Annotated in this window: 21 protein-coding genes; 15 read left to right on the top strand and 6 right to left on the bottom strand. The window is 72.6% G+C overall.

From position 1 onward, the window contains the following. The first annotated feature begins 7 nt into the window (after nucleotides 1–7). Nucleotides 8–517 carry a histidine phosphatase family protein gene (locus QI633_RS13685; protein WP_282426092.1) on the top strand — a complete coding sequence of 170 codons (510 nt, stop codon included), beginning with the start codon at nucleotides 8–10 and terminating at the stop codon, nucleotides 515–517. Between the two features lie 340 nt (nucleotides 518–857). Here the strand turns inward: QI633_RS13685 and serB are convergent, their stop codons facing one another. Both serB and QI633_RS13675 read right to left on the bottom strand, forming a co-directional pair. Further along, nucleotides 858–2,078, bottom strand: coding sequence for a phosphoserine phosphatase SerB (gene serB, locus QI633_RS13680; RefSeq protein WP_282426091.1), 1,221 nt, complete (start codon nucleotides 2,076–2,078; stop codon nucleotides 858–860). 34 nt (nucleotides 2,079–2,112) lie between these two features. Then, on the bottom strand, nucleotides 2,113–2,829 hold the full coding sequence (locus tag QI633_RS13675) for a hypothetical protein (RefSeq protein WP_282426090.1): 717 nt from the start codon (nucleotides 2,827–2,829) through the stop codon (nucleotides 2,113–2,115). A gap of 41 nt (nucleotides 2,830–2,870) precedes the next feature. Here QI633_RS13675 and QI633_RS13670 point away from each other — a divergent pair, with 41 nt between their 5' ends. Genes QI633_RS13670 through QI633_RS13655 form a run of 4 tightly spaced genes read left to right on the top strand, consistent with a single transcriptional unit; the run spans nucleotide 2,871 to nucleotide 6,011 of the window. Continuing rightward, entirely contained in the window at nucleotides 2,871–3,668 is a 798-nt protein-coding gene (locus QI633_RS13670) for an ABC transporter ATP-binding protein (RefSeq protein ID WP_141798688.1), read from the top strand. Nucleotides 3,669–3,697: 29 nt separating this feature from the next. Beyond that, nucleotides 3,698–4,171 carry an NfeD family protein gene (locus tag QI633_RS13665; RefSeq protein WP_282426089.1) on the top strand — a complete coding sequence of 158 codons (474 nt, stop codon included), beginning with the start codon at nucleotides 3,698–3,700 and terminating at the stop codon, nucleotides 4,169–4,171. Beyond that, nucleotides 4,168–5,226, top strand: a complete 1,059-nt coding sequence (locus tag QI633_RS13660; protein ID WP_141798690.1) for an SPFH domain-containing protein — start codon at nucleotides 4,168–4,170, stop codon at nucleotides 5,224–5,226. Before QI633_RS13665 ends, QI633_RS13660 begins: the two co-directional genes overlap by 4 nt. After that, the gene (locus QI633_RS13655) at nucleotides 5,223–6,011 is read left to right on the top strand and encodes a sulfite exporter TauE/SafE family protein (RefSeq protein WP_282426088.1); all 789 of its coding nucleotides are present in this window, start codon (nucleotides 5,223–5,225) and stop codon (nucleotides 6,009–6,011) included. Before QI633_RS13660 ends, QI633_RS13655 begins: the two co-directional genes overlap by 4 nt. A gap of 48 nt (nucleotides 6,012–6,059) precedes the next feature. Here the strand turns inward: QI633_RS13655 and QI633_RS13650 are convergent, their stop codons facing one another. Beyond that, nucleotides 6,060–6,452 (bottom strand): hypothetical protein, encoded by a 393-nt coding sequence (locus QI633_RS13650; protein WP_141798692.1) that lies wholly within the window; start codon nucleotides 6,450–6,452, stop codon nucleotides 6,060–6,062. A gap of 48 nt (nucleotides 6,453–6,500) precedes the next feature. Between QI633_RS13650 and QI633_RS13645 the strand changes: the two genes are divergently transcribed. After that, a complete protein-coding gene (locus QI633_RS13645) occupies nucleotides 6,501–6,926 on the top strand; it encodes a DUF4190 domain-containing protein (protein WP_141798693.1) in 426 nt (141 codons plus the stop codon). On the opposite strand, the gene QI633_RS13640 is transcribed toward QI633_RS13645, so the two are convergent. Then, nucleotides 6,911–7,876 carry an alpha/beta hydrolase gene (locus QI633_RS13640; RefSeq protein WP_282426087.1) on the bottom strand — a complete coding sequence of 322 codons (966 nt, stop codon included), beginning with the start codon at nucleotides 7,874–7,876 and terminating at the stop codon, nucleotides 6,911–6,913. The two genes, QI633_RS13645 and QI633_RS13640, sit on opposite strands and share 16 nt — an antisense overlap. Before the next feature lie 56 nt (nucleotides 7,877–7,932). Between QI633_RS13640 and QI633_RS13635 the strand changes: the two genes are divergently transcribed. The 4 genes from QI633_RS13635 to QI633_RS13620 all read left to right on the top strand — a co-directional run bounded on the left by QI633_RS13635 (nucleotide 7,933) and on the right by QI633_RS13620 (nucleotide 11,745). Further along, nucleotides 7,933–8,646 (top strand): PP2C family protein-serine/threonine phosphatase, encoded by a 714-nt coding sequence (locus QI633_RS13635; protein ID WP_282426086.1) that lies wholly within the window; start codon nucleotides 7,933–7,935, stop codon nucleotides 8,644–8,646. Nucleotides 8,647–8,734: 88 nt separating this feature from the next. Further along, on the top strand, nucleotides 8,735–9,889 hold the full coding sequence (locus QI633_RS13630; RefSeq protein ID WP_282429306.1) for an LLM class flavin-dependent oxidoreductase: 1,155 nt from the start codon (nucleotides 8,735–8,737) through the stop codon (nucleotides 9,887–9,889). Further along, nucleotides 9,886–10,533: an FMN reductase gene (locus QI633_RS13625; protein ID WP_141798696.1), complete on the top strand. Its 648-nt coding sequence runs from the start codon at nucleotides 9,886–9,888 to the stop codon at nucleotides 10,531–10,533. Before QI633_RS13630 ends, QI633_RS13625 begins: the two co-directional genes overlap by 4 nt. 60 nt (nucleotides 10,534–10,593) lie before the next feature. Next, nucleotides 10,594–11,745, top strand: a complete 1,152-nt coding sequence (locus QI633_RS13620) for an acyl-CoA dehydrogenase family protein (protein WP_141798697.1) — start codon at nucleotides 10,594–10,596, stop codon at nucleotides 11,743–11,745. A 209-nt stretch (nucleotides 11,746–11,954) separates the two neighbouring features. Here the strand turns inward: QI633_RS13620 and QI633_RS13615 are convergent, their stop codons facing one another. After that, on the bottom strand, nucleotides 11,955–12,482 hold the full coding sequence (locus tag QI633_RS13615) for a YbhB/YbcL family Raf kinase inhibitor-like protein (protein WP_141798698.1): 528 nt from the start codon (nucleotides 12,480–12,482) through the stop codon (nucleotides 11,955–11,957). Nucleotides 12,483–12,553: 71 nt separating this feature from the next. On the opposite strand from QI633_RS13615, the gene cobA reads away from it, so the two are divergent. After that, nucleotides 12,554–13,786 (top strand): uroporphyrinogen-III C-methyltransferase, encoded by a 1,233-nt coding sequence (gene cobA, locus QI633_RS13610; protein ID WP_282426085.1) that lies wholly within the window; start codon nucleotides 12,554–12,556, stop codon nucleotides 13,784–13,786. Between the two features lie 10 nt (nucleotides 13,787–13,796). Beyond that, a complete protein-coding gene (locus QI633_RS13605; protein WP_282426084.1) occupies nucleotides 13,797–14,612 on the top strand; it encodes an RNA methyltransferase in 816 nt (271 codons plus the stop codon). Nucleotides 14,613–14,676: 64 nt separating this feature from the next. On the opposite strand, the gene QI633_RS13600 is transcribed toward QI633_RS13605, so the two are convergent. Continuing rightward, nucleotides 14,677–15,570 carry a LysR family transcriptional regulator gene (locus QI633_RS13600; protein WP_282426083.1) on the bottom strand — a complete coding sequence of 298 codons (894 nt, stop codon included), beginning with the start codon at nucleotides 15,568–15,570 and terminating at the stop codon, nucleotides 14,677–14,679. Between the two features lie 89 nt (nucleotides 15,571–15,659). Between QI633_RS13600 and mdlC the strand changes: the two genes are divergently transcribed. Genes mdlC through QI633_RS13585 form a run of 3 tightly spaced genes read left to right on the top strand, consistent with a single transcriptional unit; the run spans nucleotide 15,660 to nucleotide 19,905 of the window. Further along, a complete protein-coding gene (mdlC, locus tag QI633_RS13595) occupies nucleotides 15,660–17,258 on the top strand; it encodes a benzoylformate decarboxylase (RefSeq protein ID WP_282426082.1) in 1,599 nt (532 codons plus the stop codon). Between the two features lie 14 nt (nucleotides 17,259–17,272). Continuing rightward, complete coding sequence (locus tag QI633_RS13590; RefSeq protein ID WP_282426081.1) at nucleotides 17,273–18,520, top strand: aromatic acid/H+ symport family MFS transporter; 1,248 nt, start codon at nucleotides 17,273–17,275, stop codon at nucleotides 18,518–18,520. Then, nucleotides 18,517–19,905, top strand: a complete 1,389-nt coding sequence (locus tag QI633_RS13585) for an aldehyde dehydrogenase family protein (protein WP_141798703.1) — start codon at nucleotides 18,517–18,519, stop codon at nucleotides 19,903–19,905. The genes QI633_RS13590 and QI633_RS13585 overlap by 4 nt, the downstream gene beginning before the upstream one ends. The last annotated feature ends 15 nt before the right edge of the window (nucleotides 19,906–19,920 follow it).

The raw sequence follows: 19,920 nt of genomic DNA, 5'->3' as shown, positions 1-19,920 counted from the left end.
TGCCCGGGTGGAGAAGCAACGGCTGCTCGTCGTCGTCCGACACGCCAAGGCCGAGCAGTTCGCCGCCTCCGACGTCGAACGCGTGCTGAGCGAGCGGGGCCGAGATGACGGCCGAGCCCTGGGGGAGTGGCTGGCCGGCGCCGGGGTCGAGCCGGACGTCGCCTACGTGTCGTACGCCGCCCGCACCCGCGAGACCTGGGACGTCCTGGCCAGCGGCGCCGGCTGGGACCTCACCCCCCAGATCGACGGCGCCCTCTACGGCACCGACGAGGCCGGCGTCCTGGAGCTGGTGCACAGCACCCCCGACGACGCGTCGACGGTGATCGTGGTCGGCCACAACCCGACGATGGCCATGCTGGTGCAGCTCCTCGACGACGGTGAGGGCCAGGCGTCGGGCGCGATCGAGCTGGGCAGCTTCCCGACGAGTGCGGCCGCGGTCTTCGCCGTCGACGGCACGTGGGACGACGTGGTGCCGGTCGGGTGCCGGTTGCTCGCGTTCCAGGTGGGGCGGGGCTGAGCAAGGCGGCGTGATCCGGCCCTCGGCGCGGGGTCGGTGCGTCTCGTGAGGGACTCACGGTGTTGGTTTGGCTCGCTTCGCTCGCATGTCGCGCCGCCTTTGGCGCCGTTTCTTCCTCCCCCGCTCGCTCGTTCCTCGCTCGCTCCTCCGTGCAGAAACGGCGGGCGGCGCGACGAGCTCCAGACGGATGCCACGCGTGTGTGCACCACACTCGGCTGAGTGTCTTTCGTCGGGCGCCCCGCGTTGCCTGGACGGAGCGGAGCGAGCGCCAGCGAGCGCAGCGGAGGAAGGCGACGCGCAAAAGGGCGGCCGACATGCCGGAGCGAAGCGACGGCCAAAATCACACCGGCGGTGCCGGCGTGACGATGCCCGCCGCCGCGTCGGCCGCCTCGATCTCCTCGCGGGTGATGCCGAGCAGGTACATGATCGCGTCGAGGTACGGCACGTTGAGGGCCGTGTCCGCGGCCTCCCGGACGACAGGGCGGGCGTTGTAGGCGATGCCCAGGCCCGCGGCGGCGAGCATGTCGAGGTCGTTGGCGCCGTCGCCGATGGCGATGGTGGCGTCCTCGGGTATGCCGAGGTCGGCGGCGAACTCCCGCAGCGCGGTGGCCTTCCCGGCCCGGTCCACGACCTCGCCGACGACCTCGCCGGTGAGCTTGCCGTCGACGATCTCGAGGGTGTTGGCGCGGGCCCGGTGGATGCCGAGGTCCTCGGCGAGGCGGTCGGTGATCTGGCTGAAGCCGCCGGAGACGATGGCGAAGCGGTAGCCGAGGCGGCGCAGGGTGCGCACCATGGTGCGGGCGCCGGGGTTGACGACGATGGCGTCGTACACGGCGTCGAGGACGGACTCGTCGAGACCGGCGAGCAGCTTCACCCGGGCTCGCAGCGACTGCTCGAAGTCGAGCTCGCCGCGCATCGCCCGTTCGGTGACGTCGGCGACCTCCGCGCCGAAGCCGGCGTGCTCGGCGAGCATCTCGATCACCTCGCCCTGGATCAGGGTCGAGTCGACGTCCATCACGATCAGCCGCACGCCGTGGCGCAGCAGGTTGGCGGGCTGGACGGCCACGTCGATGCGGTGGGCGGCCGCGTCGACGGCCAGCAGCTGGCGCAGCCGGTCGGGCCGCGCGCCGGAGACGTCGAGCTCGAGCGCGGTGACGGGGTAGCGCGCCATCCGCTCGATCCGGTCGATGTTGCCGCCGCAGTCGGCGATCCGGCCGGCGATGGCGGCCATGGCCGAGGCCTTGAGCGGCGCACCGATGACGGTGACGTGTGCCCGGTCCTGGTGGCGGGTGCGGTTGTCGCCCGAGCCCTTCTCGACCTCGACCGTCATGCCGAGCGCCTCGACCGTCGCCTCCAGCTGCCGGCGCAGCTTCTTGCGGTCGCGCGGCGCGGTCACCAGGACGCCGAGGACGAGCCGGCCGCGCATCAGGATCTGCTCGAGGTCGACGACGCTCACGCCGGAGGCGGCGAGGCTCTCCAGGACCGTGGAGGTGACGCCGGGCCGGTCGGCTCCGGTGACGGTGATCAGGAGGGTGTCGTCCGCTGCATCGTGAGGGCTCATCGCGGGGTGCAGGCTACCGCTGCGCGGCCCCGGCTCACGCCGGTGGCCAGCCGTCGGGCGAGCAGGCCGCCGTCAGCGCGTGCCGGGCGGCGCGCTCCAGCGGCTCGAGCGCGGTTCGGCGGATGCCCGCCTCGCCCGCCGACAGCGCCCCACCGTCGTCGCGCAGCGCGAGCTCCACGACCGCCTCGAGGTGCAGCGCCCGGCCGGCGAGATCTACGCAGCGGGGCGGAGTGCCTGCCGGAGCCGGCAGGGGTACGGCGGTGCGCAGGTCGTGCAGCTCGTCGGCGACCAGCGGCTGCCACCGGGCGACGTCGAGATCGGCGAGCAGGTTGGCCGCCGTGAGGAGGACCGCGCGCAGCTGCCGGTCGGCGTCGCCGAGGTCGGGCGGCGGCCGGCGCTCGGCGGGCAGCACGGTCCACTCGACGGCGCGCCCGACCTGGCGCGGGACCAGGCCCGTGCCGGGCAGGAGCACCACCTCGCCGGCCTCGACGGCCGCTGTCGTGAGCTCCCGCGGCCCACGCAGCCCGGCCGGATCGCCCGGTGCCGGGAACGCTGCAGCGACCCCGTCGGCCCCGGCGTTGCGGGCGGCGGCGAGCTCGAGCAGCAGCGAGGACGGTCCGTCGGGGGTGCTCACGACGTGGGTCACGTCGTAGCCGTGGACCGCGTCGAGGACCTCGTCGGGGCCGACCCGTCCGCGCAGCCAGGCGGTTCCCCACCACGCCAGCCGGGCCGAGACGGGGAGTGCGCTCACCCGGCGACCCTACTGCCCGCGGACTCGTTAAGGTGGCTCGCATGTCCGCCGTGCTGGAGCTCGCCGAGGTGTCCGTGCGTCGTGGCCGGGCGACCCTGCTCGACCGCGTCAGCTGGGTGGTCCGTGAGGGCGAGCGGTGGGTCGTGCTCGGCGCGAACGGCGCGGGGAAGACCACCCTGATGCAGATCGCCGCGGCCCAGCTGCACCCGACCGCGGGCGCCGTGGGCCTGCTGGGCGAGCTGCTCGGCACCGTCGACATCTTCGAGCTGCGCCCCCGGATCGGCGTCTCGAGCGCCGCCGTCGCCGAGCAGATCCCGCGCAACGAGACCGTGCGCGACCTGGTGCTCACCGCGTCGTACGCCGTGCTGGGCCGCTGGAACGAGGCGTACGACGCCGTCGACCACGACCGCGCCGACGCGCTGCTGCGCGAGGTCGGCGTCGCCGGGCTCGCCGACCGCACCTACGGCACCCTCAGCGAGGGGGAGCGCAAACGGGTCCAGATCGCCCGGGCCCTGATGACCGACCCCGAGCTGCTGCTGCTCGACGAGCCGGCGGCCGGCCTCGACCTCGGCGGCCGCGAGGACCTCGTGTCCACCCTCTCGGTCCTCGCCTACGACCCGCTCTCGCCCGCGACGGTGCTGGTCTCGCACCACGTCGAGGAGATCCCGCCGGGGTTCACCCACGTCCTCATGCTCCGCGGCGGCCAGGTGGTCGCGGAGGGCCCGATCGAGGAGACGATGACGGCCGAGGCGCTCTCGGCCACCTTCGGCATGCCCCTGGTGCTCGAGAACCACGACGGGCGCTACGCGGCCCGCCGCAAGCAGCACCACCGCGGGTGACGTAGAGGGCTCTCAACTAGAGTCGTGGCATGGACTGGCTGCGGGACCACCTGTGGGAGACCTGGCTGGGCGTCGGGATCGCACTGGCCCTGGCCGAGCTGCTCAGCCTGGACCTGTTCCTGCTGATGCTCGCCGGTGGAGCCGTCGCCGGATCAGTGACCGCACTGGTCACCGACAACGTCGTCGTCACCGTCCTGGTCGCCTCGGCCGCCGCCGTGGCCCTGCTCGCCGGGGTCCGGCCGCAGCTGGTACGCCGGCTGCACGGCGGCCCGGACCTCGTGCTCGGGCCGGCCAGCCTGGTCGGCAGCCGGGGGATCGTCACGGAGCCGGTCGCCGAGCACCGGCCCGGCAGGGTGAAGATCGGCGGCGAGTCCTGGCTCGCCGTCGCCGAGCCCCCGGGGGGCAGCCTCGCCGTCGGTGAGGCGGTGGAGGTCGTCTCCATCGTCGGCGCCACCGCCCACGTCCGTCCCGTGTCCGACCCCCAGATCGAGGAGCCCCGATGATCGTCTTGGTCCTGCTCGCCCTGCTGCTCCTGCTGGTGATCACCGTGGTCGCGAAGTCGATCCGGGTGATCCCGCAGGCCTACACCGGCATCGTGGAGCGCTTCGGCAAGTACAAGGAGACCCTGCCGGCCGGCCTCAACTTCGTGCTGCCGTTCGTCGACAAGGTGCACTACGTCATCGACCTGCGCGAGCAGGTCGTGAGCTTCCCGCCGCAGTCGGCGATCACCGAGGACAACCTCACCGTCGACATCGACACCGTCATCTACTTCCAGGTGACCGACCCGATCGCGGCGACGTACGAGATCTCCAACTACATCCAGGCCATCGAGCAGCTCACCATGACCACGCTGCGCAACGTCGTCGGCGGCATGGATCTCGAGCAGACCCTCACCAGCCGCGAGTCCATCAACAGCGGGCTGTCCGCCGTGCTCGACGAGACGACCGGGCGGTGGGGCATCAAGGTCAAGCGCGTGGAGATCAAGGGCATCGAGCCGCCACCGTCGATCAAGGACGCGATGGAGAAGCAGATGCGCGCCGAGCGCGACAAGCGCGCCCTCGTCCTGACCGCCGAGGGTGCTCGTCAGTCCGCCATCCTCACGGCCGAGGGCAACAAGCAGTCCGCGATCCTCAACGCCGAGGGCGAGCGGGAGTCCCAGATCCTGCGGGCCCAGGCCGAGCGCGAGGCGCAGATCCTGCGCGCCCAGGGTGAGGGCCAGGCCATCCAGACCGTCTTCCAGGCGATCCACGACGGGCGCCCGGACCAGTCGCTGCTGGCCTACCAGTACCTCCAGATGATGCCGAAGATCGCCGAGGGCGACGCCAACAAGGTGTGGGTGATCCCCTCGGAGATCACCAAGGCCCTCGAGGGTCTCGGCTCCTCGATCCACGAGATCGCCGGCATCCCGAAGTCCACGCCGGGCCCGGCGAAGCGGGTCGACATGGGCCCGACCGAGCTCGAGCTGCCCGACACCGGCACCAGCGCCGCCGTCCAGGAGGCGATCGCCGAGGCCGAGAGCGCGGCCCACCCGGGCCAGAAGGACCCCTCCGCGGAGTGACCCTCCTCGAGGTCGCGGCGGTCCTGCTCGCCGGGGTCGGCGCCGGCACGATCAACGCCGTGGTCGGCTCGGGCACGCTGATCACCTTCCCGACCCTGCTCGCCCTCGGCGTCCCGCCGGTCACCGCCAACATGTCCAACAGCCTGGGCCTGGTGCCCGGCTCGATCGCGGGCGCCGTGGGCTACCGCCGCGAGCTGGTCGGGCAGCGCGACCGGATCCTGCGCCTGCTGGCGTTCTCGACCGCGGGCGGCGTGCTCGGCGCCGTGCTGCTGCTGGTGCTGCCGCCGGGGGCGTTCAAGGCCGCCGTACCGGTGCTGATCCTGCTCGGCATCGTCCTCGTCGTCGTGCAACCGCGGCTGTCGAAGGCGGTCGCCGCCCGTGCCGAGCACCGCGAGGCGGGCGCCGTCGAGCGGTCCTGGTGGGTGCCGCTGGCCGTGTTCGGCACCGGCGTGTACGGCGGCTACTTCGGCGCGGCGCAGGGCGTGCTGCTGATGGGGGTGCTCGGGATCGGCATCTCCGAGTCGCTGCAACGCCTCAACGGTGTCAAGAACGTGCTCGTCGCCGTCGTCAACGGTGTCGCGGGGCTGGTGTTCGTCGGCGTGGCCGAGCTCGGCCTGTTCGGCAGCGAGGCGAAGGTCGACTGGCTGCTCGTGCTGCTCGTCGGCGTCGGCGCGGTCTGCGGCGGCGTGCTCGGCTCCGCGATCGGCCGCAGGCTGCCGCCGATCGTGCTGCGTGCCGTGATCGTGGTCGTCGGCCTGGTGGCCGTGGCCAACCTGCTGTGGTGAGCCTGGGCTGGTGAGCCTGGGCTGGTGAGCCGGTCCGGGTGAGCCCGGTCAGGCGGCCTTGGCCCGGCCGCGGCCGCGGACCAGGGCGAGCACGCCCGAGCCGACCGCACCGGCCGCCGCGCCGATCAGCATCCCGCTGGCCAGCTTGGAGACGTTCTTCTGACCGAGCTCGATCACGCCGTTGGCGAGGTCGGCTCCGTCGACGGCGATGCCGACGGCGGTGAGGTTGCGGCGCAGCGCACCCCGGGACACCAGCGTCACCGCGCCGAGAGCGATCTCGCGGGCACCGAACATCCGGCCCATGTAGTCGAGCTGCGGGTTCGCGGCCGGGTCGAGGCCGAGCACGCGGGCGGTGGTCGAGGGCGCGGCGAGTGCGCCGACGCCGATGGCGATGCGACCCAGGGAGAGTCCGGTCACGGGGTCGAGCTGGAATGCGGCCATGGGGAGACCCTAGTGGCCCGGCTCGTGGGCGCGTGGGATCCTTCCGCCATGACGACTCCGCCGCCCGAGAACGACCCGTACCAGCCCTACGGCCAGCCCTCGGGTCAGTACGGCCAGCCCTACGGGCAGCCGGCGCAGCCGTACGGCCAGCCGGTGGCGCCCTACGGCTACCCGCCGACCCCGACCACCAACGGCCTGGCCATCGCCTCGCTCGTCGTCAGCATCATCTCGCTCACCGCCTGCCTCGGGGCGACCGGCATCGTCGGCGCGATCCTCGGCCACATCGCCAAGGGCCAGATCCGGCAGCGCAACGACCAGGGCGGGGGCCTGGCGACGGCCGGCATCATCATCGGCTGGATCGGCTTCGCGCTCTTCCTGCTCGGCGTCGCCGCGGTGATCGTGCTCGGGGTGTGGGCCGAGAGCAGTGTCGACGACTGCTACACCCACTCCGACGGCGTCTACCGCTGCAGCTGAACGTAGGCGCGCAGCCAGCGCTCGATCTCGTCGTACGCCCGCGCCCGCGGCCCGCTGCGCGAGAGCACCACGTCGTGCACCGCGCCGGGCACGGCGGCGTAGGTGACGTGCCGGCCGACGGCGACCGACCAGCGCCGGATCTGCTCGACGTCGAGCACGATGTCGGTGGAGAAGACGTCCTCGTCCATCCCGGCCGGCTGACCGGTGCGGTCGGAGGAGAGCACCAGCACCGGCGCGGGTACGTCGAGCCCGGCCTGGAGGCGGGCGTGGCCCTGCCGCACGGCGCGCAGCCAGCCGAAGCGCACCGGGAAGGACTCGACCGGCTTCCAGGTGAGGTCGAAGTCCCACTCGCCCTCGTGGTCGCGGTGCAGGCTGCGGCCGTAGTAGCCGCTGACGTCGCGCGGCAGCTCCCGCATCGGGCGCCGCCGGCCGGCCTCCTCGATCATCCGGTTCGCGACGGGGGAGCGCAGCCAGGCCTTGCCCTGCAGGTCGAGCCACGGCGAGTTGAGCAGCAGGCCGGCCAGCTCGGGCGGCCGGCGCTCGTCGGCCCACAACGCCACGACCAGCCCGCCGGTGGAGTGGCCCGACAGCACGACCTGCCGGTGCCCGTCGCGCACGGTGATCCGCTCCCAGGCGGCGTCCAGCTCGGCGAAGTAGTCGGTCAGGTCCGCGACGTAGGTCGCCGACTGGTGCGGTCGCAGGGATCTCCCGTACTTGCGCAGGTCGAGCGCGTACATCGCGTGCCCGTGCTCGAGCCACCACTCGCCGTACTCGGTGTGGAAGAAGTAGTCGGAGAACCCGTGCACGTGCAGGGTGGCCGGACCGTCAGGCTCCGCGGCCGGGCGGCTGACCAGGGTCGCGACGACCTCGCCCTCGAAGTCGTCCTCGAGCGCGATGGTCTCCGCCGTCCACGGCTCACCCAGGATGTCGACGTCCCTCGTGTCGGTCACGGCGAAAGTCTAGGGAAGAGGTCGACGGCGGGGGTCCGTCTCCTACGCTGTGCCGAATGGAGGAGGGCGTCAGCTGGGCCCGGTTGCGCGAGCGGTTGCTCGCCCGCGGCCGGATGCCCGCGCTCCCGGACGGCTGGCGGCACCAGTCGGCGATGCTGGCCGCCCACGGCCACGCGTACGGCGGCGACTTCATCGTGGCCGACCTGCAGGTCGCTGCCGGGCGGCTGCGGACGGTCCTGGTCGACGTGTGCGGCGGTGGCGAGGCGGCGGTGCCGGCAGCCCTGCAGTTCGCCGGGGCGCTGGAGAGCCTGATCCCGGTGGTACCGGGCGAGGAGCTGCTGCTGGACGCGAACGCCTACCTGCTGCGCCAGCCCTCGGACGAGGCGATCGCGACCGCGGTCCAGCTCGACCTCGACCTGGCCACCGGGCACTACCTGATCCGCAGCGCGGGGCACCCGCCCGCCCTCGTCTGGTCGGCGAACGAGCAGCAGTGGCGCATCGACAACGCCCGCGGGACCGCGCTCGGTGTCAGCGAGCTGCCGGAGATCGTCGAGAGCGTCGGCGTCCTCGGGACAGGGGACGCGCTGATGTTCTACACCGACGGCGTGGTCGAGTCGCGCTCGGCGGATATCGACGAAGGGATCGCCTGGCTGCAGGAGACCGCCCGCACGTCGTACCTCGGCGGCTGGGAGGGCGCGGCACAGCGGATCGTGGACCTGGTCGAGCGCGGCGACGACGACCGGGCGGTGCTGGTGCTGGCCCGGCGCTGACGCCGGGGCCCGGATGGAATATAGTTGACATGTCATCTGTTGAGCCGGGTGACTGACCACCATCCACCAGGAGCGCGAAACCATGGGCATGCAGATCGGCATCTTCACCGTCGGCGACGTCACCACGGACCCGACCACCGGGCAGACGCCGTCGGAGTACGAGCGGATCAAGGCCACCGTCGCCATCGCGAAGAAGGCCGAGGAGATCGGCCTCGACGTCTTCGCGACCGGAGAGCACCACAACCCGCCGTTCATCGCGTCCAACCCGACCGCGACGCTCGCCTACATCGGCGCGCAGACCGAGAACATCATCCTGTCGACCGCCACGACGCTGATCACGACCACCGACCCGGTGCTGATCGCCGAGGACTACGCCAAGATCCAGCACCTCACCGACGGCCGCGTCGACCTGATGATGGGCCGCGGCAACACCGGCCCGGTCTACCCCTGGTTCGGGAAGGACATCCGGCAGGGCATCAACCTGGCGATCGAGAACTACGCGCTGCTGCGCCGGCTGTGGACCGAGTCCGACGTCGACTGGGAGGGCCGCTTCCGGACCCCGCTGCAGGGCTACACCTCGACCCCGCGCCCGCTCGACGGCGTCGCGCCGTTCGTGTGGCACGGCTCGATCCGCAGCCCCGAGATCGCCGAGCAGGCGGCGTACTACGGTGACGGCTTCTTCCACAACCACATCTTCTGGCCGAAGTCGCACACCGAGCAGATGGTCGCGCTGTACCGCGAGCGCTTCGCGCACTACGGCCACGGCACGGCCGAGCAGGCGATCGTCGGCCTCGGCGGGCAGTTCTTCATGCGCAAGAGCAGCCAGGACGCCGTACGCGAGTTCCGCCCGTACTTCGACAACGCCCCGGTCTACGGCCACGGCCCGTCGCTCGAGGACTTCACCGAGCACACGCCGCTGACCGTCGGCTCGCCCCAGCAGGTGCTGGAGCGGACCCTGTCGTTCCGGGAGTACGCCGGCGACTACCAGCGCCAGCTCTTCCTGGTCGACCACGCCGGGCTGCCGCTCAAGACGGTCCTCGAGCAGCTCGACCTGCTCGGCGAGATCCTGCCCGAGATGCGCAGGGGCTTCGCGGAGGGTCGTCCCGACACCGTCCCGGACGCCCCGACCCACGCCTCGCTCGTCGCGGCGTCGGGCGGCGCGAAGGACGTCACGGTCCACGCGAAGGACACCATGACCGGCACCACCGACCGTGCCGAAGAGGCTGAGGAGGTCCAGGCATGACCACCAGGATCGTCGTCGTCTCGGCGGGACTCTCCGTCCCGTCGTCGACGAAGCTGCTCGCCGACAAGCTCGGCGACGCCGTCGCGCGGGCCGTGGGCGCACGCGGCCGGGAGGTCGACGTCCAGCACGTCGAGCTCCGACCGCTGGCCCACGCGCTGGCCGACCACCTGTTGACCGGCTTCGCCACCGGCGAGCTCGCGCAGGCCATCGAGGCCGTGCGGCACGCGGACGGACTGGTCGTCGTGACGCCGGTGTTCTCGGCGTCGTACTCGGGGCTCTTCAAGACCTTCTTCGACGTCCTGGAGAACGGCATGCTCGACGGGAAGCCCGTCGTCATCGCGGCCACCGCCGGCACCGCCCGGCACAGCCTGGTCCTCGACCACGCGCTGCGTCCGCTGCTCGCCTACCTGCGGGCGGTCGTCGTACCCACCGGGGTGTTCGCGGCGAGCGAGGACTTCGGCGCCACCGACGACGGCTCCCTGGACAAGCGGGTCGAGCGCGCGGCCGGCGAGCTGGCGGCGCTGCTCGGGGGCGGCTCCGCGCCGGAGAGGGCGCCGCGGCGTCGTACCGTCGACGACGAGCTCGCGGCGCCCACGCCGTTCGAGCAGCTCCTGCGTGAGGCGGGCGGCAGCTCGGTCCGCTGACCCGGTCCGCTGGTCCGGTCCGCTGGTCCGGCCCGTTGACGCCGGTGGCAGCATGAGCGCATGCGCCGCACAGTGTTCAACGAGGACCACGAGGACTACCGCCGGACGATCCGTGCCTTCCTGGAGACGGAGGTCGTCCCCCACTACCAGGAGTGGTACGACGCGGGCCAGGTCTCGCGCGAGCTCTACACCAAGCTCGGGGACCTGGGTGTCTTCGGCATCGAGGTCCCCGAGGAGTACGGCGGCGCCGGGATCCACTCGTTCAAGTTCTCCGCGATCCTCACCGAGGAGTGCGCCCGGGCGGGCGTGAACCTCGGCGGGTCCGGGGTGCACGTGGAGCTGTGCCTGCCGTACCTCCTCAAGCTCGGCACCCCCGAGCAGCTCAAGCGCTGGATGCCGGGCTTCGTCGCCGGCACCGAGATGTGGGCGATCGCGATGACCGAGCCGGGCACCGGCTCGGACCTCGCCGGCATGCAGACCACCGCGAAGCGCGACGGGGACCACTACGTCCTCAACGGGGCGAAGACCTTCATCACCGGCGGTGTGCTCGCCGACCGCGTCATCGTGTGTGCCCGCACGTCCCCGCCGCTGGAGAGCAACCGCCGCTTCGGGATCTCCCTGTTCTGCGTCGACACGAAGTCCGAGGGCTGGGCGGTCGGGCGCAAGCTCGACAAGCTCGGCCTGCGCACCTCCGACACCGCCGAGCTGTCGTTCACCGACGTGATGGTCCCCGCCACCGACCTGCTCGGTGAGGAGAACGAGGGCTTCTCCTACCTCGGCCAGAACCTGCCTCAGGAGCGCCTCGGCATCGCGTACGGCGCCTACGCCCAGGCCGCCGCCGCGATCCGGTTCACCCAGGCCTACGTCGAGGAGCGCAAGGTCTTCGGTGCGACGGTGGCCTCCTTCCAGAACACCAAGTTCGAGCTGGCCGCCTGCCAGAGCGAGGTCGACGCCGCCCAGGCCGTGTGCGACCGGGCCCTCGAGGCCCACGACCTCGGCGAGCTGACCGCCGTGGACGCCGCCTCCGCCAAGCTGTTCTGCACCGAGGTCGCCGGCCGGGTCATCGACCGCTGCCTGCAGCTGCACGGCGGCTACGGCTACATGAACGAGTACCCCATCGCCCGGCTCTACGCCGACACCCGGGTCACCCGGATCTACGGCGGCACGTCCGAGGTGATGAAGCTGATCATCGCTAAGTCGATGGGGCTGTGACCCCGGACGTCGAGGAGGTTGCGCAGCAACCGTCACGAGACGCCTGGCCGCGCTGCCGGAACTCTCCACGGACAGTTCCGGCAGCACCTCACCTGGTCTCGTGACGCGTCGCGACCTCGCTTGCTTCGCGGCGCGAGCTCGCCGACGCTCCTCGACCTCCTCGCTCTTCGGGGACTCTCCTCGTCCCTCGGAGAGTCCCCGCGCTCGGATCAGTGCTGGTAGGTCCCGTGCAGGATCGCCCGGCCGAGCGTCTTGAACGCCAGGTTGAAGCCGACGACGGCGGGCGTGGCGGAGCTGTCCACGCCGAGCTGCGCCTGCGAGACGGCGTGGACGACGAAGAAGTACCGGTGGACCTGGTCGCCCTGGGGCGGTGCGGCGCCGGCGAAGTCGAGCGTGCCGAAGTCGTTGCGGACGTGGAAGGCGCCCTCGGGCAGGGTGGCGTCGGACGCGCCTGCCCCGGTGTCGAGGCTGGTCACGTCGGCCGGGATGTCGACGGCGACCCAGTGCCAGAACCCGCTCGGGATGGGCGCATCCGGGTCGAAGCAGGTCACGACGTAGCTCTGGGTGCCCTCGGGGCCAGGCTCCCAGCTCAGCTGCGGCGAGGTGTTCCCGCCGTCGTAGACCTGGTCGGCCTTGAGCGGCTGTCCGGCGGTGACGTCCTCGCTCGTCACGGCGAAGGACGCAGCGGCGGGGAGCAGGGGGTAGGGGTCCGGGGTGACCGGGCGATCGAGACTCATGTCACCGAAGTTAGTCCGGGTACTGGTCCCGTGTCAGGGGCGCCCCGGTGCATGCCGGGAGAATGGTCGGCGTGAGCGACTTCCCGCCGTACCCCTCCGGTCTGCGCCTCGCCGGGCGCCGCGTGCTCGTCGTCGGCGGGGGTCATGTGGCCCAACGCCGGGTGCCGCAGCTGATCGCCGTCGGCGCCGACGTCCACGTCGTCTCGCCGTCGGTCACCCCGGCCATCGAGGGTCTGGTCGGCTCGGGCGAGATCACCTGGCACGAGCGGGCGTTCGCCGACTCCGACGTGGACGGCGCGTGGTACGTCATCGCGGTCACCGACGACCGGGCCGTCAACGACCACGTCTCGGCGCTGTGCGAGGCCCAGCGGGTGTTCTGCGTCCGCTCCGACGACGCCACGCTCGGTACGGCGTGGACGCCGGCGGTCGGTCGTGAGGCCGGCATCACCGTGGCCGTGGTCGGCAACCGTGACCCGCGGCGCTCCGCCTCGGTGCGCGACGAGATCGTCGCCGGCCTGCGCGACGGCACCATCGCCGCGCCCCACCACCGCGCCGGTACGCCGGAGCGCACGCCCGGCGTCACGCTGGTGGGCGGGGGACCGGGCGACCCCGAGCTGATCTCCATCGCGGGGCGCAAGGCGCTGATGGCGGCCGACGTGGTCGTCGCCGACCGGCTCGCGCCGCGCGAGCTGCTCGGCGACCTGCCCAGCGACGTCGAGCTGGTCGACGTCGCCAAGCTGCCGCGCGGCCGCTCGGCCCAGCAGGAGGAGATCAACCGGATCATCGTCGAGCGCGCGCAGGCCGGGAAGCGGGTCGTCCGGTTCAAGGGTGGCGACAACTTCGTCTTCGGCCGCGGCTTCGAGGAGATCATCGCGTGCCGGGCGGCCGGCGTACCCGTCACCGTGATCCCCGGCCTCACCTCGCCAGTCTCGGTCCCGGGCATCGCCGGAATCCCGGTCACCCACCGCGGTGTCACCCACGAGTTCACCGTCGTCTCGGGCCACCTCCCCCCGGGGCATCCCGAGTCGCTGGTGAGCTACGGCGCGCTCGCGCAGATGCAGGGGACCGTGGTCGTGATGATGGGCGTCGAGAACGCCCCGCACATCGCGAAGGCGCTCGTCGCCGGCGGCCGTCCGGAGGGCACGCCGGTCGCGGTGATCTGCGACGGCACCATGCCCACCCAGCGCACCGTCCTGGCCACGCTCGGCACCCTCGCCACGCGTCTGGCCGAGGAGGACGTCAAGCCGCCCGCGATCATCGTGATCGGTGAGGTCGTCGCCGTGGCCCACCCCGACGCCTTCTGAGCGCAGCCCGATGGCCGAGCTCGTCGAGATCACCGACCCCGCCGACCCGCGGCTGGGCGACTACCGCGACCTGCGCGACGTCGAGCTCCGCAAGCACCTCGAGGCTGAGCACGGGTTGTTCCTCGCCGAGGGGGAGAAGGTCGTACGACGAGCCGTCGAGGCCGGCTACGCACCACGCTCCTTCCTGATGGCGCCACGCTGGCTCGACGGCCTCGCCGACGTGCTCGACCGCTCCGACGCTCCCTGCTACGTGCTGTCCGAGGACCTGGCCGAGGAGGTCACCGGCTTCCACGTCCACCGCGGCGCCCTGGCCTCGCTCGAGCGCCGTCCGCTGCCGGGCCTCGACGAGGTCCTCGCCGGAGCGCGCACGATCCTGGTCCTCGAGGACCTCGTCGACCACACCAACGTCGGCGCCATCCTGCGCAGCGGCGCCGCGCTCGGCTTCGATGCCGTCCTGCTCGCGCCCCGCTGCGCGGACCCGCTCTACCGCCGCGCGATCAAGGTCGCCATGGGCGCCGTGTTCGCGATGCCCTGGACCCGGCTCCCGGACTGGTACGACGCCCTGCCGGATCTCACCGAGCGCGGCTTCACCACCGTCGCCCTGACCCTGGCCGCGGACGCCGTGCCCATCGAGGAGGCGGTGACCGGCCGGGACAAGGTCGCGCTGGTCCTCGGCTCCGAGGGCCACGGGCTGTCCGCACGCTGGGAGCAGGCGGCCGACCGGCGCGCGATCATCCCGATGGCGCGCACCATCGAGCACGGTGTCGACTCGCTCAACGTGGCCGCCGCGACGGCTGTCGCGTGCTACGTCACCGCTCGGCGCTAGGGCGTGTCTCCCAAGTCCCCGCCTGCTGCACGGCTCGCGACGGCGCTGACTTGGGAGACACGCCCTAGGAGAGCCGCCGCTGCGACAGCGTCTCGACGACGAGATCGGCGAGCCACTGCTGGGCCGTTCCGGGGGTGCGCCGGACGTAGGCGGCGACGTCGATCGGCGTGACGTAGAAGGGCAGCTCGACGACCTGCAGGTCGTGGCGCCGGGCGAACACCTCGGCGATGTGGCGCGGCACGATGGAGATGAGCTCGGTCGCGGCGACCACATAGGGCGCCGAGGAGTAACTGGTCAGCTCGAGCTCGACCTGGCCGCGTAGGCCGACCTGGTCGAGGAGCCGGGTGGGCCCGTCATGCCCGGCACGGCTGCGGACGTGGATGAACCGCTCGGCCGCGAACTGCTCGGCCTCGATCACCGGCTGCCCTATCCGCGGGTGGTCGGCGGCGGCGATGATCGCCCAGCCGACGCTCATGAAGGGACGGCGCTCCAGCCGCTCGTCGTCGATCAAGGCGCCGGTCAGGGCGAGGTCGACGCGGCCGCGGACCAGCTGCTCGACGACGTCCTCGGCCGAGAGGCTCTCGACCCGCAGCCTCGCCTGAGGCGCGTGCCGGGCCAGCTCGGGAAGCAGCAGGGGTAGGAAGGACAGCTCGCCGAACTCCGAGAGCAGCGCGGTGAAGACGCGGTCGGTCGTCGCCGGGTCGAAGGTGTCGGCGCCGCCCGTGGTGCGCTCGATCGTCAGCAGGGCCTCCCGCAGGGGGCCATACATCGCGCTGGCCTGGGTGCTCGGCTCGAGGCCCGTGCGGGAGCGGGTGAAGAGGTCGTCGCCGAAGCGTCGTCGCAGCTTGGCGAGGGTGTAGCTCACCGTGGGCTGGGTGACGTGGAGCCGCTCGGCGGTGCCGGTGACCGAGCCGGTCTCGTAGAGCGTCACGAACGTCCGCACCTCGTTCAGCTCCACTCCGGCCTCCTCTGGATATCGATCCCGTCGATGTGGCGTCACCGCCGATTCTATTGGTCATCGATGAGGACGCGACCCTACGGTCCCGTGTGACGACCGCCACGATCCGCGACCACAGCCACGCCCTGCTCCGGCAGGCCGGGGTCTCCATGATCTTCGGGAACCCCGGCTCCAACGAGCTGCCGTTCCTCGCCGGACTGCCCGAGGGCGTGCGCTACGTCCTGGCGCTCCACGAGGGCGCGGCGATCGGCATGGCCGACGGCTACGCCCAGGCCGGCGGCGGCCTCGGCGTGGTGAGCCTGCACGCCGCGTCGGGCACCGGCAACGCGATGGGTGGACTGAGCAACGCCGCCGTCTCCCGTTCGCCACTGCTGCTCCTGGCCGGCCAGCAGGTCCGCTCGACCGTGGGCCAGGACGTGATGCTCGCTAACGTCGACGCCGCCCAGCTCACCCGGCCGCTGACCGGCTTCGCCGCTGAGCCGCTGAGCGCCGACGACGTCCCGCGCACGCTCGCCGAGGCGATCCACAGCGCGACCGCGGGCCGGCGCGGCCCCTCCTTCGTCTCCGTCCCGTACGACGACTGGGAGCGCCCGGCGCCCGCCGGCTCCGAGCTCGTGGTGGGCCGGCGTGTGCGCCGCGCCCACGGCGCCGACCGGGCCGTCGTCGAGGACCTGGCCGCACGGCTCGCCGACGCCCGCTCGCCGTTGCTCGTGCTCGGCTCCGACCTGGACGGCACGGTCCCCATGGACCTGCTGGTCCGCCTCGCCGAGCACCTCGACGCGCCGGTCGCGGTGGCCCCGTCGCCGTACCGGCTGCCGTTCCCCAACCGGCACCGCCTGTGCCGCGGCGTGCTCCCCGCCAGCATCCGCGCGATCCACGACGCGCTGAGCGGCCACGACCTGGTCGTGGTGCTCGGAGCGCCGGTGTTCCGCTACCACCAGCACGAGCCCGCGGCCTACCTCCCCGAGGGGACCGCGCTCGTGCAGGTCACCGACGACGACGCGGCCGCGGCCCGGGCGCCCTTCGGCGACACGCTTCTCGCCGAGCCCGCCGCCGTCGTCGCGCTGCTCGCCGAGCACCTCGGCGTCCCGGACGAGGCCGGCCCCGACGACGGGCGCTGGGTGGCCTGCCCGGAGCCGGCGCGGGGGGAGGCCGGCCGGCTGCAGCCCGCCGAGGTCTTCGCGGCGCTGCGCCGCACCCAGCCGTCCGACACCGCCTACGTCGTCGAGTCCACGTCGACGAGTGCCGACTTCTGGGCCCAGATGGACCTGCGCGCCCCCGGCAGCTTCTACTGGCCGGCCTCCGGCGGGCTCGGCTTCGGCCTGCCCGCTGCGGTCGGCGTCGCGCTCGCCCGCCCCGAGCGCCGGGTGGTCGGCGTGATCGGCGACGGCTCGGCCAACTACGGCATCACCGCATTGTGGACGGCGGCCCAGCTGAGGCTGCCGCTCACGATCGTGATCCTGCGCAACGGCACCTATGGCGCGCTGCGCTGGTTCGCGGGACTGCTCGGCACCCCCGACGTCCCCGGCCTCGACATCCCCGACCTCGACCTGGTCCCCGTCGCCGAGGGGTACGGCGTGCCCGGCACCCGGGTCAAGGACGTCGCCGCCCTCGAGTGCGAGCTCGCCCGGGAGCCCGACGGACCCCGGCTGATCCAGGTCGACACCACCCTCACCACGCCGCACTGATCCCAGGAGCACCGATGACCGCACCCGACCGGACCCAGACCTGGGTCCGCGCCCTCTGCTGGGCGACCGTCACCCTCGAGGGCTTCGACATCGTCGCCCTCAGCGCCGCGTTGCCGACCATCCTCGACGGCGGACACGTCGGCATGGACAAGGCCTCGGCCACCTTCGTCACCACGATCTCCCTGGTCGGGATCATGGTCGGCGCCATACTGGTCGGCCCGCTCTCGGACCGGTGGGGCCGGCGCCGCTGCATCCTCGCCTCGATCGCGCTGTTCTCGGTGTTCACCCTCGCCGTTCCGCTCGCGACGAACCCCGAGACCTTCGGCGCGCTGCGCCTCGTCGCCGGACTCGGCCTCGGCGCCTGCATGCCCGCCGCGCTCACGATGATGAGCGAGGCGACCCCGGAGACCCAGCGGGCTCGCGCCACCACGCTGACCATGACCGGCTACCACGTGGGCGCGGTGTTGACCGCGCTCGTCGCGCTGGCCGTCGTGCCGCAGTGGCACCTGCTGTTCGTGATCGGCGGCGTCGCCGGGCTCGTCATCCTGCCGCTGATGTGGCTCAAGCTCCCCGAGACCAACGTCGTTGCCCTGGCTCGCCGCGGTGCCACCACCGGCCAGGGGGAGTCGGCGGTGCCGGCGCCGCGCGCCTCGGAGATCCTGCGGTCGCCGTACCGCACCGCCAGCCTGGCCACCTGGGCCGCCTGCTTCATGGGTCTGCTGCTGGTCTACGGCCTCAACAGCTGGCTGCCGACGATCATGCGCGAGGCGGGCTACGAGATCGCTGCCTCGCTGACCCTGCTGCTGCTCCTCAACCTCGGCGGCATCGCGGGACTCGTGCTGGCCGGCATCGTCGGAGACGCCCGGGGCATCCGGCGCAGCACACTGGGGTGGTTCGCCGCCGCCGCCGTGCTGCTGGCCGTGCTGAGCGTGCACCTGCCGACCCTCGTGCTCAACGGCGCGGTGTTCCTGACCGGGGTCTTCGTCTTCAGCGCCCAGGTGCTCGTCTACGCGTGGATCACCCGCTACTACCCGCCGCACCTGCGCGGCACGGCCCTCGGCCTGGCCTCCGGTGTCGGACGACTGGGCTCGATCGTCGGCCCCGCGATCACCGGCGCCCTGGTCACCGCCGACCTGGCCTACCCGTGGGGGTTCTACGTCTTCGCGTTCGTCGCCGTCCTCGCCGCGGTCGCCATCGTGGTGATCCCGCAGCGGTTCGAACGCACTACCACTCCCGTCCCGACCCAGGAGGTCTCCGCATGATCGACGTCACCGACAAGTCCACCGGCGAGGTGCTCGCCTCGCTCGAGGAGGCGTTCGCCGCCGACGTCGACCAGGCGGTCGCGCGGGCCCGGCTCGCGCAGCGGGCCTGGGCCGACCTGCCGTACGACCGGAGGGCCGCGGTCCTGCTCCGGGCGGCCGCGATCGCCGAGGCCGAACCCGAGCGGCTGGTCCCGTGGCTGCAGCGCGAGGCCGGCTCCGCGCCGGGCAAGGCCGCCTTCGAGCACGGGCTGGTCGTCTCGGAGCTGCGTGAGGCTGCGGCGACGGCGTCGGCGCCGTACGGCCGGATGCTCCGCTCGACCCGACCCCGGATGTCGCTCGCCCGGCACGTGCCCGTCGGCGTGGTCGGCGTCATCTCGCCGTTCAACTTCCCGGCGATCCTGTCCATGCGCTCGGTGGCCCCGGCGCTCGCGCTGGGCAACGCCGTCGTCCTCAAGCCCGACCCGCGTACCGCGGTCGCCGGCGGTGTCGCCCTCGCCGAGATCCTGCACGAGGCCGGGCTGCCGGACGACGTCCTGCAGGTGCTGCCCGGCGGAGCGGAGGCCGGACAGCGGCTGGTCGCCCACCCGGACGTGCCCTGCCTGAGCTTCACCGGCTCGACGGCCGCGGGACGCGCCATCGCGGCGACGGCGGCGCCGATGTTCAAGAAGGTCCATCTCGAGCTCGGTGGCAACAACGCCCTGCTCGTGCTGCCCGACGCCGACCTCGACCGAGCCGCCTCCGCCGGGGCCTGGGGGTCGTTCCTGCACCAGGGCCAGATCTGCATGACCACCGGTCGCCACCTGGTGCCCCGGGCCTTGGCCGACGAGTACGCCGATCTGCTGGCCGCGAAGGCCGGGGCGCTGAGCGTCGGCGACCCGTTCGCCGGCGACGTCGCGCTCGGCCCGCTCATCGACGCCGGCCAGCGTGACAAGGTGCACGGGCTGGTCACCGACACCGTCGCGGCCGGCGCCCGACTCGCCGCGGGCGGCACCTACGACGGGCTGTTCTACCGCCCGACGGTGCTCGCCGACGTCCGGCCCGACCACCCGGCCGCGCGCGAAGAGATCTTCGGCCCGGTCGCCCCGGTCATCGCCTACGACGACGTCGAGGAGGCGGTCGCGCTCGTCAACGACGACCCCTACGGGCTCTCGGTCGGCGTGCTCACCGGCGACGCGATGCGTGGCTTCGAGCTCAGTGCGCGGCTGGAGTCGGGCATGGTCCACATCAACGACCAGACGGTCGACGACGAGGCCGTCATCCCGTTCGGCGGCATCAAGGCCTCGGGCAGCGGCGGGCACTTCGGCGGCGCCGAGGCGAACCTGGACACCTTCTGTCACCTGCAGTGGGTCACGATGCAGGCGGAGATCGAGCGCTATCCCTTCTGACGGATCCCGCGGGAT

This window comes from Nocardioides sp. QY071, from assembly GCF_029961765.1.
Lineage (GTDB): Bacteria > Actinomycetota > Actinomycetes > Propionibacteriales > Nocardioidaceae > Nocardioides.
This window is presented reverse-complemented; position numbering and strand designations above follow the sequence as displayed.

Coding starts and splice junctions, on each gene's coding strand:
- serB (WP_282426091.1), bottom strand. CDS start 2,078: ATGAGCCCTCACGATGCAGCGGACGACACCCTCCTGATCACCGTCACC.
- QI633_RS13670 (WP_141798688.1), top strand. CDS start 2,871: ATGTCCGCCGTGCTGGAGCTCGCCGAGGTGTCCGTGCGTCGTGGCCGG.
- QI633_RS13665 (WP_282426089.1), top strand. CDS start 3,698: ATGGACTGGCTGCGGGACCACCTGTGGGAGACCTGGCTGGGCGTCGGG.
- QI633_RS13660 (WP_141798690.1), top strand. CDS start 4,168: ATGATCGTCTTGGTCCTGCTCGCCCTGCTGCTCCTGCTGGTGATCACC.
- QI633_RS13650 (WP_141798692.1), bottom strand. CDS start 6,452: ATGGCCGCATTCCAGCTCGACCCCGTGACCGGACTCTCCCTGGGTCGC.
- QI633_RS13645 (WP_141798693.1), top strand. CDS start 6,501: ATGACGACTCCGCCGCCCGAGAACGACCCGTACCAGCCCTACGGCCAG.
- QI633_RS13635 (WP_282426086.1), top strand. CDS start 7,933: ATGGAGGAGGGCGTCAGCTGGGCCCGGTTGCGCGAGCGGTTGCTCGCC.
- QI633_RS13630 (WP_282429306.1), top strand. CDS start 8,735: ATGCAGATCGGCATCTTCACCGTCGGCGACGTCACCACGGACCCGACC.
- QI633_RS13625 (WP_141798696.1), top strand. CDS start 9,886: ATGACCACCAGGATCGTCGTCGTCTCGGCGGGACTCTCCGTCCCGTCG.
- QI633_RS13620 (WP_141798697.1), top strand. CDS start 10,594: ATGCGCCGCACAGTGTTCAACGAGGACCACGAGGACTACCGCCGGACG.
- QI633_RS13615 (WP_141798698.1), bottom strand. CDS start 12,482: ATGAGTCTCGATCGCCCGGTCACCCCGGACCCCTACCCCCTGCTCCCC.
- QI633_RS13605 (WP_282426084.1), top strand. CDS start 13,797: ATGGCCGAGCTCGTCGAGATCACCGACCCCGCCGACCCGCGGCTGGGC.
- QI633_RS13590 (WP_282426081.1), top strand. CDS start 17,273: ATGACCGCACCCGACCGGACCCAGACCTGGGTCCGCGCCCTCTGCTGG.
- QI633_RS13585 (WP_141798703.1), top strand. CDS start 18,517: ATGATCGACGTCACCGACAAGTCCACCGGCGAGGTGCTCGCCTCGCTC.